Here is a 16,654-nt window from a genome sequence, read left to right as displayed (position 1 = left end):
AGCCGGCGACAACGCGGCGCAGCTCCGCCACTTCACGTGCGGTCCGCTGCTCGGCCAGCGTACGGTCGCCGGCTTCCGGCCTTGCCTGCTGTGCTCGTCACACGGCTGATCTGACGCGAGGCGACCTCGGTCGGCATCGACCACTCGGGGGCGTACGTCAGAGGCCCGACCGCAGAGAAGCTGGGGACAGCGTGGTGTGCGGGCCTCGGACCGGCCGACACTGCGCCACGCGATGACCCAGTGTCGGCGGTCGGGCCGGCGCCCGGGGCGGGACCCCCGCCCCGGGCGCCCCGGCGTCGGCAGCCGAACCCGTTGCGGCGGCCGGGGTGCAGCAGCCCGTGCCCTGCCAGGCGTCGCGGCCTTCCTTGACCGCGATGGCCGCGATGAACAGGGCAGCGACGGGATCGGCCCAGGACCAGTCGAGCGTGGCGTTGAGGACCAAGCCGACCAGGAGCACAGCGGAGAAGTACGTGCACCTGCTCCCTGCTTCGCCGCGAACCAGCCCAACAGCTCCGCTTGGTCGAGATCCGCGACAGCCTCGTAGCCCGCAGCAGCGGGCCCAGGCAGAGGGCTGGCTCGGCGAGATCGAAGGACTGGCGCGCCATCGGCGACCTCGCGCGCGCTGAACGCGGCGCGGCACTCGAGGTCGCGGTGGCCTGCTTCCGATCCCTCTCGGATTCGTAACCTCGCGGCTCGCGGAGCGGCTCGCGGAGGGGAATGCAGGATCGTTGCGGCAGAGGACCCTCTGACCTGTGCGTATGCGCCTCTGAGGTACTCCGGGAGGGGCGACCGTCCGCTGTACGTCCAGCGTCCCGCTTCGGGCGTCGTGCTATCGGGTTCACTGTCGGCACATGCTGCATGCGTGAGCGATGAGTTCGGGCGGCGGAACGGGTCTGCCCTGGCATGACTCGAATCATCGCTGACATCTCGGTCTCCCTCGACGGCTTCGTCACCGGGCCCGACCCCGGCCCGGACAACGGTCTGGGCACCGGCGGCGAGGCCCTGCACACCTGGGCGTTTTCCGACGACCCCGACGACCGCCGGGTCCTGCGCGAGGCGACCGCCCGTTCGGGCGCCGTCGTCCTCGGCCGCCACCTCTTCGACGTGGTCGACGGGCCGAAGGGATGGGACGACAAGACCGGCTACGGCGCCGGCGAGGTCGGCAAGCCCGCGTTCGTCGTCGTGACGAGCTCGCCACCGGAGTCGGTGCGGCTCACCGACCTCGACTGGACGTTCGTCACCACCGGTCTGCCCGACGCCGTCACCGCAGCGCGCGAGCGCGCCGAGACGGCGTCGTCGGACAGCGGCAAGGATCTCGACGTCGTCCTCATGGGCGGCGGCGCCACGATCGGCTCGGCGATCGACGCCGGGCTGGTCGACGCGCTGACGCTGCACCTCGCGCCCGTCGTGCTGGGTGCCGGGACGCCACTGTTCACCGGCGGAGCGCCACGCACACTGGTGCAGCAGAGCGTGACCTCGACATCGACCGCGACGCACCTGACCTACGACGTCCTCCCGGTGATCCGATGACCACCGTCAACGTCAATGAGATCGCCTTGGGCATCGAGTCGTTCGGTGACGACGACGCGCCACTCGTCCTGCTCGCGGGCGGGACGACGATGCTCTCCTGGCCCGACGCGCTGTGCGAGCGCCTCGCCGCCGGTGGGCGCCGCGTGGTGCGCTACGACTTGCGCGACAGCGGAGAGTCGACGACGGCGGACCCGCAGGCGCCCGCCTACACCCTGCGCGACCTCGCCGCCGACGCGGCGGCCCTTGCTGACGCGCTCGGCGGCGGGCCCGCGCACCTCGCGGGGATCGGCGTCGGTGGGATGGTCGCCCAGGTGGCCGTGCTCGACCATCCGGGCTCGTTCTCGGCGCTCACCCTGGCCGGCACCCGCGCGGTTGCGCCCGGCCCGCCCGACGACGACCTCCCCGACCATGACCAGGCGACGATGAGCCGGCTGTTCGCGCATCCGATGCCCGACTGGACCGACCGCGAGGCGGTGGCGGAGTTCGCCGCCGCCGGCGCGGAGATCCTCGGCGACGACCCCGTCGCCGCACGCGCGATCGCCGCGCGCATCTGGGACCGCACGCCCGGCACCGCGCCCCCAGTCCAGATGGCCAACCAGCTGGGCATGGTGTTTTCCAGGCTCGACTGCAAACCCCGCTGGCGCGAGCGCCTGCCCGAGATCGAGACCCCCACGCTCGTCGTCCACGGCCGCCGCGATCGGTTCTTCCCCGTCGGCAACGGCGAGGCGATCGCGCGCGAGATCCCCGGGGCGCGGCTGCTCGTCCTCAAGGAGGCCGCCACCGCGATCCCCGATGCGGCGGTCGACGAGGTCGCCGATGCGATGCTCGCGCTCGGGTAGAGGGCGGCGCATGCCGCGCGGGTATGGCATCCGCGCGGCAGCGGGCGTCGGAGGCACGACCCGGCCGTGCGCCCGCGATCGGCGCCCGCGGATGACCGGCTCCACGGAACAGTCCACCGACGTCCCTGATCAGCGGATCTACAAGGCCGCGGCCGTGGTCTCCATCGACCTGAGTGGCTGCCGTACGGCAACGGCTCCACTCCCGGTGTCCATTACGCCTTCCGGGCGAGTCCGCCGTGCTCGGCGATGACCTCCGGGGTGGGCGAACCGGGCTCCGGGCGCCACTGCGTTACCGAGACGACGCCGGGTTCGAGGAGTTCCAAGCCGTCGAAGTACGTGGTGATCTCGTCGACGGTGCGCAGGATGTACGGGACGGCGCCGCTGTTGTTGTAGGCGTCCTGGGCCTGCTCGAAGACGGGGTCGATGCCGCGTGACCCGTCGTTGATGGAGAGGTAACTGCCCGAGGGCAGGGCGTCCATCAGCCGGGTGACAATGGAGCGGGCCTGATCGTAGTCGGCGACGTGGCCCAGGATGTTGCTGAGGATCAGCGCGGTGGGGCGGCCGAAGTCCAGTGCCTCGGCGGCGGCCGCGATGATGCGGTCCGGGTCCGTCACGTTGGCGTCGATGTAGGCGGTCGCGCCCTCGTGGCTGGAGTACAGCAGGGTGCGGGCGTGGGCGAGGACCATCGGATCGTTGTCGACGTAGACGATCCGCGTCTCGGGGGCGAGCCCCTGAGCGACCTCGTGGGTGTTCTGAGCGGTCGGAAGGCCGGTGCCGATGTCCAGGAATTGCCGGATGCCCGCCTCGGACACGAGATACGTGATGTTGCGGCGCAGGAAGGCACGGCTGCAGCGGGCGATGGTGACGATGCCGGGGAAGACTGCCGTGTACGCGTCACCGGCCTCCTCGTCGACGGGATAGTTGTCCTTACCGCCGAGCCAGTAGTTCCAGATACGGGCGGAGTGCGGAACCGACGTGTCGATCTTCTGATGCTTCGCTGGTTCGGGCGTCGTCACAGGGTCGGTCATAGCTCGCGTCCGTCCTTCAACCGAGGCGTGGATCATTCACGGCACAACCTACGTCCGAACACCCGGCGTATGCCCACTAGTTCAGGTTTTCCGGCTCGTCGGTCAGCGACGTCCGGTCCCCGACCCACCCGAGCCGTTCCGCCGATCAAGCGCACAGGCGCTCAGCAGCGCTGGTCATGGAGGGCTGAAATTCACTCAACGAGGTAAGGGCCGACGACACGCAGGGCGTAGCCGCCACGGAAACTCGGCCACCACCAATCAAGCCGCGAGGGTCACTGGCGCCGTCGACGCGGCGGGAAATGCCTTGCCGGGATCGAACTTCTGCCCGGTCTGCGCCAGTGAAAGTGGTGGAGGCATCCGAAGAAGCGATCTATCGCGTGGCGCAGGGATGCGTCGACGAGGACCCGAGGCCGGCCCAGGCGTCGGCCGCGTGAGAATGCGGCTTGGAGGAGCCGCTGATGCTGAAGAAGCGGTACTCGGCGCACCACACCGAATCCTGGTCCGAGGGCCCTAGAGACGGGGTGGCCTGTGGAGAGACGGGCTTGTCCACGGCCTTGGCCGCCGTGCCATGGAAACAAGCTGACGTAGCAGCAGGCGTGACGGGTGGCTTCACCGTTCTGGGAGGCGAGCGCATGCGTAGCTCGTCAGCCCTTCGGACAGAACCACACCGCGGTCTCGTCCAGAGCTGGGGACCGTTGTTGCGGATGTCGTTGGCGGCCAGGGAGACAGGCCGGGCGTCCGCATCAACCAACGTTCGACCTGGCGCATCTCCATCCCTGCCCCGCCCCGCCCCAGCCGACAGTGGGGCGCGCTCGGTAGGAAGCGCATGGCCTCCGACCGCGAGCCCCGGCCCCGCCACCGAGCGACCTACACCCGGCCGCACGGGGTCCGGCGCCTGTTCGCCACCACGACCTGGCCAAGGACAAGCTCTACAGCCACATCAAGTCGAAGAAGAAGCAGACGGGGTTTTCTCGGATACTGCCGCTGCCTGCGCAGCCTGCGCCCACCCGAGATCCGCAATGCCGGGCATGCCCGAGCGGCGCACGCACGACTACCGTCCTCAACGGCGCCATGATCCTCTCTGTCAGGCGATGTTCACGAGGCTCGACGGCGCTGAGGCGGGGCCGGTCTACTGCGACTCCGGGGCCGCGGCTTCCAGATCCTCGATACTGCCGGACATGATCGTGCGGATGTGCTCGGTGATGTATGGGGCCGGCCAGTCCCACCAGGCGACCGCCAGAAGGCGGGCGATGTCTTCGTCGCCGAAGCGACTGCGGATGAGTCTGGCGGGGTTGCCGCCGACGATGCCGTAGTCGGGGACGTCGTCGACAACGACGGAGCCGGAGGCGATGACCGCTCCGTGGCCGATGCGGACGCCGGGCATCACCATGGCCCGGTATCCGAACCAGACGTCGTTGCCGACCACGGTGTCACCGCGGCCGGGCAGGGCTGTGATCAGGTCGAAATGGTCAGCCCAGGAGCCGCCCATGATCGGGAAGGGGAACGTCGAGGGACCATCCATACGGTGGTTGGCACCGTTCATGATGAAGCGCACGCCCTCGCCCAGCGCGCAGAATTTGCCGATGACCAGCTTCTCCGGCCCGTAGTGGTACAGCACGTTGCGGGTCTCGAACGCGGTCGGGTCGTCCGGATCGTCGTAGTAGGAGAAGTCTCCCACCTCGATCAGCGGCGATGTGACCAGTGGTTTGAGCAGGACGACCCGAGGTTGGTCGGGCATCGGGTGCACCACGGTCGGATCGGCAGGAACAGCTGGCATCACGGTCGGCTTCCTCACACGTCGCAGACTGCTTGTGCCCATGATCGCAACCTGCGCCCCGGCGTCGCCACCGCATTTTCCGCGACGGCGCCCTCACCGCCGTCGCGAGAGGCGACAGGGGAGCGCACCGTCGCACACCCGCATCGATGACCCGCCCACTCCGCCGCGGTCCTGCGCGATCACTGAGGAGGCACCGCGCACCCGCCGTCGGCTACCGCATGCGCCAGGCCGGTGCCCGCGTCCAGGTCACCCACCACCACATCAACCGGCCGCCGGTCCCCCACACATACCCGCCATGCCCGAGGCCCGACTGACGGGGTTCACCAGCTGATTCCGGCCGCCACCGGCAGGTGGTCACTCCCCGTGGCCGGCAGCGACCACGCGCTCTCCGGCTTCACGCCGCGGACCAGGATCTGGTCGATCCGCACCACCGGGAACTTGGCCGGCCAGCTGAAGCCGAAGCCGTCCCCGGCCGCGTCCTGGGCAGAGCGCAGCTGCGAGGCGATGTCGGCGAACGCGCGGTCGTCCATGGTGCCGTTCAGGTCGCCGAGCAGCACCACGCGCTCATTCTGTTCGGCGGCGATTGCCTTGCCGAGCGCCTGCGCGTTTCTGTCCCGCGAGTCCGTCCAGAAGCCCGTCCTGGGAGTCACCCGTGCGGACCCCAGGTGGGCCACATACACCGCCAGCGGACCCTGGTCCGTGGCCACCGTGGTGCGCAGCGCCCGGTTGTCTGCCATCTTGACGTCGGCCGGCTTGGTGTCCGCCAGCGGCCCGACGTCCTGTTTGATGTCGACCGGCTGGGTGTCCGACAGCGGCAGCTTGCTCCACAGCCCGACCGTGCCCTGCACCGTGTGGTACGGGTACGCCTTCGCCAGGCCCTTCTCGTACGTGCCCCGGGCCTGCTCGGTCATCTCCTGCAGGGCCAGCACGTCCGCGCCGGAGGCGGCCAGGTCGCGGGCGGTGCCGGCCGGGTCGGGGTTGTCGGCACCGACGTTGTGGCTGGCCACCGTGAGGTCGCTGCCCGGGTGGGACTTGTCGCTGAGCAGCCCGCCGAAGAGGTTCAGCCACACCATGACCGGCAGCAGCAGCGCGGCCACCGCGGAGGCGGAGCGGCGCAACAGTGCCCCGGCAAGGAGCACCGGGACGAACAGGCCGAACCACGGCAGGAAGGTCTCCACGAGGCTGCCGAGGTTCCCGACCCGGTTCGGGATCTTCGCGTGCAGCAGCATGAGCAGGCCCAGCAGTAGGGCCAGCGCCGCGAGCACCGGGCCCCGCTTCCAGGGCCCCGACCGGAAGCCGGTGCGGATCGCCCGGCGGATGCCCGCGCGCCAGGCACCGGAGCCGGCTCCCCAGCGGCCGGAGCCGTCCCGTCCGGTCTCCGTCGTGCCCGCCGAGTCCGCCGCGTCCACCTGCGTCATCGTCTGTCCTCGCTCACTGCCGGTCACTGCTGCATTCTCGGGTCCTGGGTGGGGTCGGCATACATGCGCGGGCAACGACGGTCGATCGCATCGGCGCGCAATTCGTAGTGCCAGGGTTCGTTCTCGTAGATCTGGCACAGCCCGTACTCGGCACCGTGCTCGGACAGCCACTCCGTCGCATCGGATTTCCCTATGTCGACCGCGTCCCCCGACACGTGAGGAGACGTCGTCGCGGTGGCCACCCATCGGGCGGCCTCCTCGTCCGACCCGTACCTGAAGACCGCCTCACGAAGAAGCTCCTCCTGGTACTCCGGGGAACGCCAGCCGCTGTTGACGTAGAACTCGACTCCGTCGTCCGCGGCAGCCGTCGCAGCCTGGCGGAGGGCCTTGAGCAGACCTGGATCGAGGTTGGCCACAGCCGGAATCGCGTCGTCGAAGACCGTCACGCCATCGGGAACGACACCGTCGGCCGCACCGAACGCACCGAGCGCACCACGGTGTTCACTCCGAGGTGCATGCGAGGGTGCTGCGGCCGAGGGACTCGAAGGCGACGAAGACGGCAAGGAAGGCAAGAAGGGCAAGAAGGGCAAGGAAGGCAATAAGGACAAAGAAGGCAGGGAAGACGAAGAAGGAGACGAGGACTGCGGCGCCCGGTAGCCGAGGACTGCGGCGATCACTGCTGAGACGACCAGCAGACCGACGACCATCAGCCGGCGAACCCGGCGGGTCGTTGTTCGTGCTGAGGGTGGGGTTCGACTCATACCGCCAGTCAAGGCAGCGCGGTGTTGCCGGCACGTATGCGGTTTTCGATATGTCGACGATATGCGCCGACTCGTAGCCTTGATGACATGCGTGTGTTGATCGTCGAGGACGAGCTCTATCTGGCAGAAGCCATCCGCGATGGTCTACGCCTGGAAGCGATCGCCGCCGACATCGCAGGTGACGGCGGCACCGCTCTGGAACTGCTGAGCATCAACGCCTACGACATCGCCGTCCTCGACCGCGACGTTCCCGGGCCCTCAGGTGACGAGGTCGCCCAACGCATCGTCGCCTCCGGCAGCGGCATGCCGATCCTCATGCTCACCGCCGCCGACCGTCTCGACGACAAGGCCACCGGGTTCGAACTCGGTGCCGACGACTACCTCACCAAACCGTTCGAGCTTCGAGAGCTCGTCATGCGGCTCAGGGCGCTCGACCGCAGGCGCGCCCACAACAGACCACCCGTGCGAGAGATCGCAGGCCTGCGGCTGGATCCGTTCCGCAGAGAGGTCTACCGCGACGACCGCTACGTCGCGCTCACCCGGAAACAGTTCGCCGTGCTCGAAGTCCTCGTCGCCGCCGAAGGCGGTGTCGTCAGCGCCGAAGAACTCCTGGAACGCGCGTGGGACGAGAACGCCGACCCGTTCACCAACGCCGTGCGCATCACCGTCTCGGCACTGCGCAAGCGTCTCGGCGAACCCTGGATCATCGCCACCGTGGCCGGTGTCGGCTACCGCATCGACACAGCGCCCGGCACCGGACGTGAGGGAGAAGACCGTGGATAGAGCCCCTGGTTTGAGTGTCCGCCTCAAACTCACCCTCAGCTACGCCGGGTTCCTCATGGTTGCCGGTGCCTTGCTGCTCGCCGCGGTGTGGTTGTTCCTCCTGCGTTATGTCCCCGACCGTGCGATGCTCATCAACCCCGATGACCTGCCCGGGAATGGTGTTTTTCCCGTCCGCTCCGCCCTCCTGGACGTTTTCGCTCCGAGGGCAGCCGCAGTACTGGCGTTCCTGCTGGTGTTCGGCCTCGTGGGAGGGTGGGTCCTCGCCGGCCGCATGCTCGCCCCGCTGACCCGCATCACCGAGGCCACCCGTCTGGCCACGAACGGATCGCTCTCCCACCGGATCCGGCTGCCGGGCCGCAAGGACGAGTTCCGGGAACTCGCTGACGCCTTCGACACGATGCTGGTACGGCTTGAAGCACATGTCGCCGAACAGCAGCGATTCGCGGCCAACGCCTCTCATGAGCTGCGCACCCCGTTGGCGATCTCGAAGGCCCTTCTCGATGTGGCCCGCACCGATCCGAACCGCGACACCGGCGAACTCATCGACCGCCTGCACGCCGTCAACACCCGGGCGATCGCCCTCACCGAGACGCTGCTCCTGCTCAGCCGCGCCGACCAACGGTCCTTCACCCGCGACCACGTCGACCTGTCCCTCCTGGCGGAAGAAGCCACCGAAACACTCCTCCCCCTCGCGGAAAAACATGGCGTCACCATCGAGACCAGCGGCGACATCACCCCCACGATCGGATCGCCGGCGCTCCTGCTGCAGCTGACCACGAACCTCGTACACAACGCGATCGTCCACAACCTGCCTGAACAGGGCACCGTGTGGGTCCACACCGGCGTCCAGTCCAAGACCGCGGTGCTCACTGTCGAAAACACCGGCGGGCAGCTCACCCCACAGCAGGTCTCGCCCCTCACCGAACCGTTCCAGCGCGGCACCGAACGCATCCACACCGACCAGGCAGGCGTCGGCCTCGGCCTGACCATCGTCAGAACCATCACGCACGCACACGACGGAACACTCACCCTCACCCCGCGCCCTGCCGGTGGGATCCGCATCACCGTGGAACTCCCCGCGGTATCCGCTCATACCGACAGGTAGTCAACGACCACGGGAGCAATGCGCCGCCTTCGTTCACCGGCTCACCGCTCACCAAGTACGACCCGACAGACCGCGACGAACACGGCAGTTACATCGGCACTCAGGACGCGATCAGCGAGACTGGGGTCGGTCGAGGCGGCCAACTTGCAGGCGATTGCCGCGTTCGCCGAGGGCACCGGCGTCTACCGCCTGACGTACGTGAGCCGGGGATCGCCAGCACTGCCACGGCGCCGACCGTCTCGGTCTCCCGGCGCGCGCCAGGGACCATACGCCGAGCATGCCGCCGACCGCGAGCTGGTAGAGCAGGTTGCCCACAAGGGGGCGCGGGGCCGGACATGTCAGCGGTGGCGGTGTGAGAAGACCAGGACCAGGATGGAAGCCGAACGCGCCACCAGCGCCGCCCGTGCCTGACCGCGCAGAGTCCGAACGCCGCCTCATTGGCCCAGGAAATTCCACGCCAAGATCGGACAGTCCCTGACCGGGATCGCCCGCGAGGCACACGGTCTTGCCAGGCCGGACCGTGCTCCGCGCGGACAGCGGCCAGCGGACGGCGGACGGACTGGCCGGGCCGGCGCCAGTGCGCACGGGATGCAGTGAGGGCGCCCGAGGTGATCAGGTGACGGGCTCCAGCCGGACACAGCACCGGCCTGGGCTCGGCACCAGGCAGGCCGTGTATCCGGACTCGCCCAGCCCGTGAAGAACCCCGCGCAGCAGGTGCAGGTTCATACCGCACACGGTCTGCGTGTGCTCACGGGCCAGGGCGTGGAAGGGGCAGTTGGCCAGCACAACGGTGCCTTCCTCGTGCCGTGGCTCGAACCCGTACCGCTCCAGCAGGTCGAAGAGGCGTGCGCTGTTCTGCCCACCCAGGTGTGTGCCGAGTTCTTCTGCCTTGCGGTGCAGAACCTCCGTCACCGGTTCACCGGTTGCGCCGGATTCCTCCACGGCCTGTGCGAGGAGCCGCCCGGCCAGTTCGTACCGGCGGTCGGGCAGACTGACCGCGATCTGCTTCGACGAGCGCCGATACAGCTTTGCCGGCCTGCCCGCCCCCGGCCCGGTACGGCCGCTGCGTCGTTCGTAGACCACGTCCAGCAGGGACTCATCGGCGAGCCGGTCGAGGTGGAACGCCGCAGTCTGCCGCGCCAGGCCCAGGGCGGCGGCTGCCTCGTCTCGGCCGACGGGCCCCGACTGGCGCACCACGTGGTCGTACAGGCGCCTGCGCGTCGGCTCATCCAGAGCAGCGATGGCGGAGAGGTCGGCGTCGCGTACTTCGTTCGGGATGTCCACGAACACCAGTGTAAAACCCACGGCCATTGACTAAAGAAAACTTCCGCGCTTCTATAGTTAATGAAAGCTGTCAATAGAAGGAGAGGCCGCCATGTTGTCCTCCGCAAACACCAGCACGACGTCCGCCGCCCCGCGGCGTGCGCTGCTCGCCGACCCCGGCTACCAGGCGTTCCTGGTCCTGCGCACCGCCTTCACGGTGGCGCCGATCCTCTTCGGGCTGGACAAGTTCGCCAACCTGCTCGTGGACTGGCCCATGTACCTCGCGCCGTGGATCAACGACTTCGTCCCCGGCAGCGCCCAGGCGGCCATGTACGCGGTGGGCGCGATCGAGATCGCGGCAGGCATCGCCGTAGCCCTCGCGCCCCGCTTCGGAGCCTGGCTGGTGGCCGGGTGGCTGGCGGGCATCATCGTCAACCTGCTGACCATCCCCGACTACTACGACATCGCACTGCGCGACTTCGGCCTGCTCCTCGGCGCCGTCGCACTCGCGCGCCTCGCCGAGCGCTACCACGGCAAGCGGCAGCACTGAACAGGTACGGCGCACTGTGAACGCCTCCGGCGGGTGGTCTCCCATGGGTGCCACCCGCCATGGCTCGTAGACGCAAGCCTGAGCGGAAAGCTCTGTTGTCTCGGCCTGCGTCGGTGCCGGAACACGTCGTCAGTGGGCCAGGGGCCCGCGGACCGCTTCGGGTCCGCCTGACGTGTCGAGGCCCCGCCGCATCACCACCAGGCGCAGACCTCGTGCCAGGTCCTCGGTCTCCCGGCGCGCGCCAGAGAGCAGCGCCGGCGCGGCGCGGCCTTCGTTGCCGGCGGACTCTCAATACAGCAGTGCGCCGCGCCGGAGTCACGGTGAACTCACCGAGGCTGCCGTCGGCGTTGCGGACGCCCTGCCACCAGCCGTCGTCGAGATCGACGTACTGGTAGCCCGCTGCCGCCATGCCGGAGGAGACCAGGGCGTCCGTCTGCTGCTTGATGGCCTCGTAGTCGATGCTGCGGGCGAAGCTGTTCCAGGACGTCCAGGCCATCGGCGGCGGGCTGACGGCTGCCTGCGTGGTGCTGACCGCGGCCGGCTCGGCGGACAGCGGTGCCGACGACTCGTGGCCGGCTACCGCCGTCAGGCCTGCCAGGCCGAGGGCCAAGGCGACGACCCGCAGGGTGACACGTCTGGCTCACCCTCGTACGGAACCGTGCGCCATACGGGTGTCCTCCCTCGTCAGTATCCGACGCGGAAAGTGGCGTCCTGCCGCTCCGTGGTCGTGGAGATCGGGTCGATGCGCAGCACGTAGTTCGAGTGGCGGATGTACCGGGTCGAGTAGTTGTACGACCGGAACGACGCCCAACTCGCGTCCGCCAGGCCCGCCGTGCGGTAGAAGGTCGCGTCCGCCGAGAACGTCGACGTGCCGTCGTTGACGTCGAGTTGGAGCTGGTAGTTGTAGTGGCGCAGGTACCGCGTCGGGAACTTGACCGACTGGAACGAGACGCCGGCGGGGTCGGCGAGACCGGGGACGAGCTTCCACTGGGAGTCGGAGGGCGGGTCGATGGGGTACTCGTCGATGCGGCCGATGTAGTTGGAGTGGCGGATGTAACGGGCCGGAAGGTTGTAGGACTTCAGGCGGTTCCAGGCCGGCGCGCCCCACTTGGTGATGAGGTTGTCGTACTGGGCCGTGGTGATGGTCGCGATGCCGCAGTGCTTGGAGTTCAGGGGCTGGGTGTAGGTCTTCTGGTCGAGGGCGGTCCAGGTGCCCGAGGCGAGGTCGGTGGACTGCCAGGCGTAGAAGACGCCGTTGGGGGTGTAGGTGTCGCCCCACAGGTACCAGGTGCTGGACGTCAGAGACTTGACGAGGGTCGGGGCCTCGGTGCCGCCGTGGGCGACGCCCGTGGTGAACTCCTTGAAGCTGCCCGGGTCGAGGGAGGTGGATCGTGCCCCGACGAGCGTCTGGTTCTTCTTGAAGTACAGGTAGTTGACGCCGTTGACGCCGACGGCCATGTCGCCGTCGATCACGTCGTAGCCGGGGTCGAAGAAGACCTGGGGAGCGGAGGCGGTGAGGAAGTCGGTCGTGTAGTTGACCATGATGACGTTGTGGCCACTGCTGTTGACGGCGGAGTAGATGATCGCGTACTGGCCGCGGCCCGCGTCCCAGAACGCCTCGGGCGCCCAGCTGTGCGTGTTCATGTCGTGCAGCTTCAGCCGCCGGTAGCCGGTGAAGGTGCGCAGGTCGGCCGAGTCCCACACATGGATGTACTGGCTGACGTAGTTCCAGTCGGTGCCCTTGAGGTCGGTGGCGAGGACCACGAAGGTGCCGTCCTGCTTGCGCAGGATGAACGGGTCGCGCAGGCCCAGCGCGCCGGCGGTGGGGGTGACCACCGGGTTGTTCTGGTTGAGCGGCGTCCAGTTCAGCGAGTCCTTGCTGACGGCGAGATGGAGGCCGTAGTCGGTCCCCTCGCCAAGGCTGGTCGACTCGGTGAAGTAGCACATCACGTACGCCGAGTCGGCGGCGTACGCGGTGCCGGCACCGAGGGTCAGGGCGCCGGTCACGGCCAGAGGCGTGGCGGTGGCCATGCCGAGGAAGTGACGGCGGGAGGGGGCGGGGCGGGGAGTCATGCGCGCTCCAAGGGGTGTGCGGTGCCCTCAAGGTGACGATCAGTCGGAGAAACTGACAGTTTTGGTCGATATACCGAACGGAGTTCGGGGAGTCGGTCAGAAGGTAGAGTCACGCCATGAGCGCGTCAATCACTCTGTCCAATCTTTGTGATTCCTGTATCTCCCCTAACGCGCGTGCCCCTGCCGGAAAACGCGGCAGTGAAGGCACTTGGTGAAGAGTGCGGTGTGGGAACGATGCGCCACGGCGACCTCAGGATGAGGCGGCGCAGCCCGATCCGGCCCGGGGCGCGCGGACGCCTGCTGCTCGCCAGGGCGACCCAGCCGACGGCGCCCGCTGACGAGGAGCCAGTTTGGTCGGGAAGCTACGGATCAGGCTGCTCGGTGTGGTCGGTCAAGGCAGGATCTCGACGTACCCGTCGGTTCCGTGCACGCGGATCCGCTGCCCGTCCCGGATCAGCCGCGAGGCGTGCTCCACGCCCACGACGGCCGGCAAGCCGTACTCCCGGGCGATCACTGCGCCATGGGTCATCAGACCGCCAACCTCCGTCACCAGGCCCGCGATTCCGACGAACAGCGGCGACCAGCTGGGGTCCGTGGACGTCGTGACCAGGATGTCGCCCGCTTCGAGATCGGCCTCCGCCATGTCAAGGATGACGCGGGCCCGTCCCTCGATGGTCCCGGCGGAAACCGGCAGGCCGATCAGGGCCCCGGCCGGCACGTCGTCGCGCCGGTACGCCCCGGTGACGGCCTCACCGTCCGAGGTGAGCACCCGGGGCGGTGTGAGCGCGTGATAGGCCCGGAACGCCTCCTTGCGCTGCTGGACGAGCTGGTCATCCACCTGGTTCGAGCGCACGACGTCGTGGAGTTCCTGGAAGGTGAGGTGGAAGATGTCCTCCTTCTCAGGAAGCACGTTGGCCTGCACGAGACGCTCGGCCTCCTCCAGCAGGGCCTGCTTGTAGACGAAGTAGCGGCTGACGATGGCGTACTTCGGGTACTCCCGGTACCCGATGAAGGTTCGGACCCGGTCGATCATCCGCTTGGTCTCGTCGGCCTTCTGCTCCCCGTCCGGCAGAGCCCGCAAGCGTGACAGCACGTCCTGTTCCTTCTTCCGCGCCTTCTGCCGCCCTTGCTCGAAACGCCGCTGGGCGGCACCCGGCTCGAAGTTCCTGACGTTGTCGAGGATCACGGGCACGAGCGTGGTGGGGCGCTCGCGCCAACGTGGCCTCGTGATGTCGATCTCGCCGACGCAGCGCATGCCATACCGGTCGAGGTAGCTCTCGATGGCGTCGCGCGCTTCGGTCCCGCCCGCGAGCTTCGCCAGCTCGTCCAGGAAGCCCTCCCCCTCGACGCCCTGCAGGAATGCCACCACCTCCGCATGCGGGCGGATCACATCCGCGACGTCGAGCAGCGCCAGTCCCATCTCGGAGGTGACGTTGCCGGGGGCGGACAGGGTGAGCGTGTCAGCCGCGTTCTTCTCGCCCAGCCACTCCAGCAGCTTGTCGTTGAGCCACCACGTGGCCTCCATCCCCGCCATGATCGCCTGAAGGTTCAGCGGATCACCGAGGACCCGCTTGTGCTCCTCGAATGCTTCCAGCAGGAAGTCGAACAGCGCCGGTCCGGTCTTCGTCCGGATGTCGCGCTCCAAGGCGGCGATGGACGCCTGGCTGCGCTCCATCAGCTCGGTGACGATGGCCGGATCGGTCTCGATCGGGGCGGACGCATCGCCGGCCGACGGCGCGCCGGGACCCGTGTCCGGGAGCGACGGGACGAAATCGTCGCGGTCGAGGACGGTCTCCAGAGCGTCCCTGATCAGGGGATCGCCTCTTCCCATGGCGTCCAGGAGGCCGGCGCGGCTCGCGGGCGAGGCCAGGCGCCGGGTGACGTCGACGAACAGCCTCCCGCCGGCCTCGTGCATCGGCACCATGGCCGTCAGCTGCCACACGGAGAGCCCCAGAGGCTTCATGGGGTCGGTCATCATCTGCCCGTGACCAACGGAGACGTAGACGTGATTCTCCTGGTCACCTGTCTTGGGGACGGGGAACAGCGTCGTGATCGGCCGGCTCTGAACGATCTGGAAGCCATCGTCGACCAGGCACCATTCGATGTCCTGCGGGCGACCGAAGTGCGCTTCGATCCGCCGCCCGAGCTGCGCGAGCCGCACGACCTGCGCATCCGTCAGCGCCGGCTGCTCCTGCCGGTGCGAGTCGACCGCCACTTCCCGCGTACCGCCGGCCGGCAGGGCGTGAACGGCACGCTGTTTGGCGGCGATCGCCTTGGCGACGACTTCGCCGTCTCGCACCTTGAAGACGTCCGGATTCACCAGGCCGGAGACCAGAGCCTCGCCGAGCCCGAACCCGGCGTCCACGGTGGCGACCTTCCGGTTGCCCGTGACGGGGTCGGCGGTGAACAGGATGCCGGCAGCCTGCGGGAACACCATCTGCTGCACGACCACGGCCATGTGGACCGTACGGTGGTCGATGCCGTTTCGCCGGCGGTAGGTCACGGCCCGCTCGGTGAACAGCGAGGCCCAGCACCGGCTGACCTGCTGCAGGATCGCCGTCGGCCCCACGACGTTCAGATACGAGTCGTGCTGGCCGGCGAAGGAGGCCGTCGGCAGGTCCTCTGCCGTCGCGCTGGATCGGACGGCGTAGGCAGCTTGCTCGCCGCCCTGGGCGAGCGCGCGGGCGATCGCCGCCGCGACATCGCCCGGGATGGCAATCCCTTCGATGGTCCGGCGAATCTGCGCGCTGAGCGTGCGGATCGCCTCCCGGTCGTCCGGGTCCAGGCGCGACAGCTGATCGAGCCGATCGTCGATCGACGGCCCTTCCTCCATGATCCGCCGGAAGGCGTCCGTCGTCACGCAAAAGCCACCCGGCACACGGATGCCTTCGATCCGCGACAGCCTGCCCAGGTGTGCGCCCTTTCCGCCAACGACGGCGACCTTCGTCTCGTCAACCTCTTGAAGACCCAACACGTACGGCTCGATCACTGCGACACCTCCGAGGCAGCCGTGCTCCGTTGCACTGCGGTGGCCGATCGAATCACCGGCTCCTCCAACTCTGTCGAACCTCTTGTCGAGCACGTCCTCATCCCTGGTTGCCTTCCCTCTGACGAGTCGGCCGACCGCTCCGCCCAGGCGGGCGGCGCGCACCTCCGTGCCTCCGCGCCAGCGCCAGCAACCGCACCTGCCGGTCCCGCCAGTGCTTCGACGTCACCGCGTCCCCATGCGTCGCCAACAACACACGCACGTCGTGCTCCCATCTCCGCAGGTTGGGGCATCGGCCGACGATTCTCCGCCGTGACCCGGGTCTTGCGGCAAGCCCCCCAGCGCGCTATATGTTGAGAGTGGCAAGGAGAGAGTTCTCCTTGCCTTTTGCAACGGCCGCAGTGAGCAGGGCGGCGGCAGGCCACCAGAGCGTGAGCGGGGCGTACAGGACCGCCCAGCCGCCCACTGTGAGGGCCGTACGTGCGGCGGTGACCTCGGTCCCTACCTGACCGGACAGACGGAGCCAAAGGCACGGCCACAC

At 68.6% G+C, this 16,654-nt stretch carries 12 protein-coding genes and 1 pseudogene; 5 read left to right on the top strand and 8 right to left on the bottom strand.

The window, feature by feature from the left end; all coding sequences use genetic code 11:
* Window positions 1-157: 157 nt before the first annotated feature.
* Window positions 158-475, bottom strand: a pseudogene (locus QFZ76_RS47585) (hypothetical protein); the annotation flags it as partial.
* 428 nt (window positions 476-903) lie between these two features.
* Between QFZ76_RS47585 and QFZ76_RS47580 the strand changes: the two are divergent.
* Both QFZ76_RS47580 and QFZ76_RS47575 read left to right on the top strand, forming a co-directional pair.
* Window positions 904-1,530 (top strand): dihydrofolate reductase family protein, encoded by a 627-nt coding sequence (locus QFZ76_RS47580; RefSeq protein WP_307679535.1) that lies wholly within the window; start codon window positions 904-906, stop codon window positions 1,528-1,530.
* Window positions 1,527-2,369: an alpha/beta fold hydrolase gene (locus tag QFZ76_RS47575; protein WP_307679534.1), complete on the top strand. Its 843-nt coding sequence runs from the start codon at window positions 1,527-1,529 to the stop codon at window positions 2,367-2,369. Before QFZ76_RS47580 ends, QFZ76_RS47575 begins: the two co-directional genes overlap by 4 nt.
* 212 nt (window positions 2,370-2,581) lie before the next feature.
* Here QFZ76_RS47575 and QFZ76_RS47570 read toward each other — a convergent pair whose 3' ends face one another.
* The 4 genes from QFZ76_RS47570 to QFZ76_RS47555 form a co-directional block, all read right to left on the bottom strand.
* On the bottom strand, window positions 2,582-3,397 hold the full coding sequence (locus tag QFZ76_RS47570; RefSeq protein ID WP_307679533.1) for an SAM-dependent methyltransferase: 816 nt from the start codon (window positions 3,395-3,397) through the stop codon (window positions 2,582-2,584).
* A gap of 1,129 nt (window positions 3,398-4,526) precedes the next feature.
* Window positions 4,527-5,174, bottom strand: a complete 648-nt coding sequence (locus QFZ76_RS47565) for a CatB-related O-acetyltransferase (RefSeq protein WP_307679532.1) — start codon at window positions 5,172-5,174, stop codon at window positions 4,527-4,529.
* 320 nt (window positions 5,175-5,494) lie between these two features.
* Window positions 5,495-6,592: an endonuclease/exonuclease/phosphatase family protein gene (locus QFZ76_RS47560; RefSeq protein ID WP_307679531.1), complete on the bottom strand. Its 1,098-nt coding sequence runs from the start codon at window positions 6,590-6,592 to the stop codon at window positions 5,495-5,497.
* Between the two features lie 23 nt (window positions 6,593-6,615).
* Window positions 6,616-7,299: a M15 family metallopeptidase gene (locus tag QFZ76_RS47555; RefSeq protein ID WP_307679530.1), complete on the bottom strand. Its 684-nt coding sequence runs from the start codon at window positions 7,297-7,299 to the stop codon at window positions 6,616-6,618.
* A gap of 141 nt (window positions 7,300-7,440) precedes the next feature.
* Here QFZ76_RS47555 and QFZ76_RS47550 point away from each other — a divergent pair, with 141 nt between their 5' ends.
* Both QFZ76_RS47550 and QFZ76_RS47545 read left to right on the top strand, forming a co-directional pair.
* Complete coding sequence (locus QFZ76_RS47550; RefSeq protein WP_307679529.1) at window positions 7,441-8,136, top strand: response regulator transcription factor; 696 nt, start codon at window positions 7,441-7,443, stop codon at window positions 8,134-8,136.
* On the top strand, window positions 8,129-9,241 hold the full coding sequence (locus tag QFZ76_RS47545) for a HAMP domain-containing sensor histidine kinase (protein WP_307679528.1): 1,113 nt from the start codon (window positions 8,129-8,131) through the stop codon (window positions 9,239-9,241). The genes QFZ76_RS47550 and QFZ76_RS47545 overlap by 8 nt, the downstream gene beginning before the upstream one ends.
* 612 nt (window positions 9,242-9,853) lie before the next feature.
* On the opposite strand, the gene QFZ76_RS47540 is transcribed toward QFZ76_RS47545, so the two are convergent.
* A complete protein-coding gene (locus QFZ76_RS47540) occupies window positions 9,854-10,531 on the bottom strand; it encodes a metalloregulator ArsR/SmtB family transcription factor (RefSeq protein WP_307680347.1) in 678 nt (225 codons plus the stop codon).
* An 88-nt stretch (window positions 10,532-10,619) separates the two neighbouring features.
* On the opposite strand from QFZ76_RS47540, the gene QFZ76_RS47535 reads away from it, so the two are divergent.
* A complete protein-coding gene (locus QFZ76_RS47535; RefSeq protein WP_307680346.1) occupies window positions 10,620-11,054 on the top strand; it encodes a DoxX family membrane protein in 435 nt (144 codons plus the stop codon).
* Between the two features lie 684 nt (window positions 11,055-11,738).
* On the opposite strand, the gene QFZ76_RS47530 is transcribed toward QFZ76_RS47535, so the two are convergent.
* Together QFZ76_RS47530 and rph are read right to left on the bottom strand one after the other, a co-directional pair.
* A complete protein-coding gene (locus QFZ76_RS47530) occupies window positions 11,739-13,127 on the bottom strand; it encodes a glycoside hydrolase family 43 protein (RefSeq protein ID WP_307679527.1) in 1,389 nt (462 codons plus the stop codon).
* Between the two features lie 391 nt (window positions 13,128-13,518).
* The gene (gene rph, locus QFZ76_RS47525; protein ID WP_307679526.1) at window positions 13,519-16,116 is read right to left on the bottom strand and encodes a rifamycin-inactivating phosphotransferase; all 2,598 of its coding nucleotides are present in this window, start codon (window positions 16,114-16,116) and stop codon (window positions 13,519-13,521) included.
* Window positions 16,117-16,654: the final 538 nt, after the last annotated feature.

The sequence above is a fragment of the Streptomyces sp. V4I2 genome (assembly GCF_030817655.1).
GTDB classification, from domain to species: Bacteria; Actinomycetota; Actinomycetes; order Streptomycetales; family Streptomycetaceae; genus Streptomyces; species Streptomyces plumbiresistens.
This window is presented reverse-complemented; position numbering and strand designations above follow the sequence as displayed.

What these genes read in the sequence shown, in the direction of transcription:
- QFZ76_RS47580 (WP_307679535.1), top strand. Translation starts at nt 904, where the DNA reads ATGACTCGAATCATCGCTGACATCTCGGTCTCCCTCGACGGCTTCGTC.
- QFZ76_RS47575 (WP_307679534.1), top strand. Translation starts at nt 1,527, where the DNA reads ATGACCACCGTCAACGTCAATGAGATCGCCTTGGGCATCGAGTCGTTC.
- QFZ76_RS47570 (WP_307679533.1), bottom strand. Translation starts at nt 3,397, where the DNA reads ATGACCGACCCTGTGACGACGCCCGAACCAGCGAAGCATCAGAAGATC.
- QFZ76_RS47565 (WP_307679532.1), bottom strand. Translation starts at nt 5,174, where the DNA reads ATGCCAGCTGTTCCTGCCGATCCGACCGTGGTGCACCCGATGCCCGAC.
- QFZ76_RS47560 (WP_307679531.1), bottom strand. Translation starts at nt 6,592, where the DNA reads ATGACGCAGGTGGACGCGGCGGACTCGGCGGGCACGACGGAGACCGGA.
- QFZ76_RS47555 (WP_307679530.1), bottom strand. Translation starts at nt 7,299, where the DNA reads ATGGTCGTCGGTCTGCTGGTCGTCTCAGCAGTGATCGCCGCAGTCCTC.
- QFZ76_RS47550 (WP_307679529.1), top strand. Translation starts at nt 7,441, where the DNA reads ATGCGTGTGTTGATCGTCGAGGACGAGCTCTATCTGGCAGAAGCCATC.
- QFZ76_RS47530 (WP_307679527.1), bottom strand. Translation starts at nt 13,127, where the DNA reads ATGACTCCCCGCCCCGCCCCCTCCCGCCGTCACTTCCTCGGCATGGCC.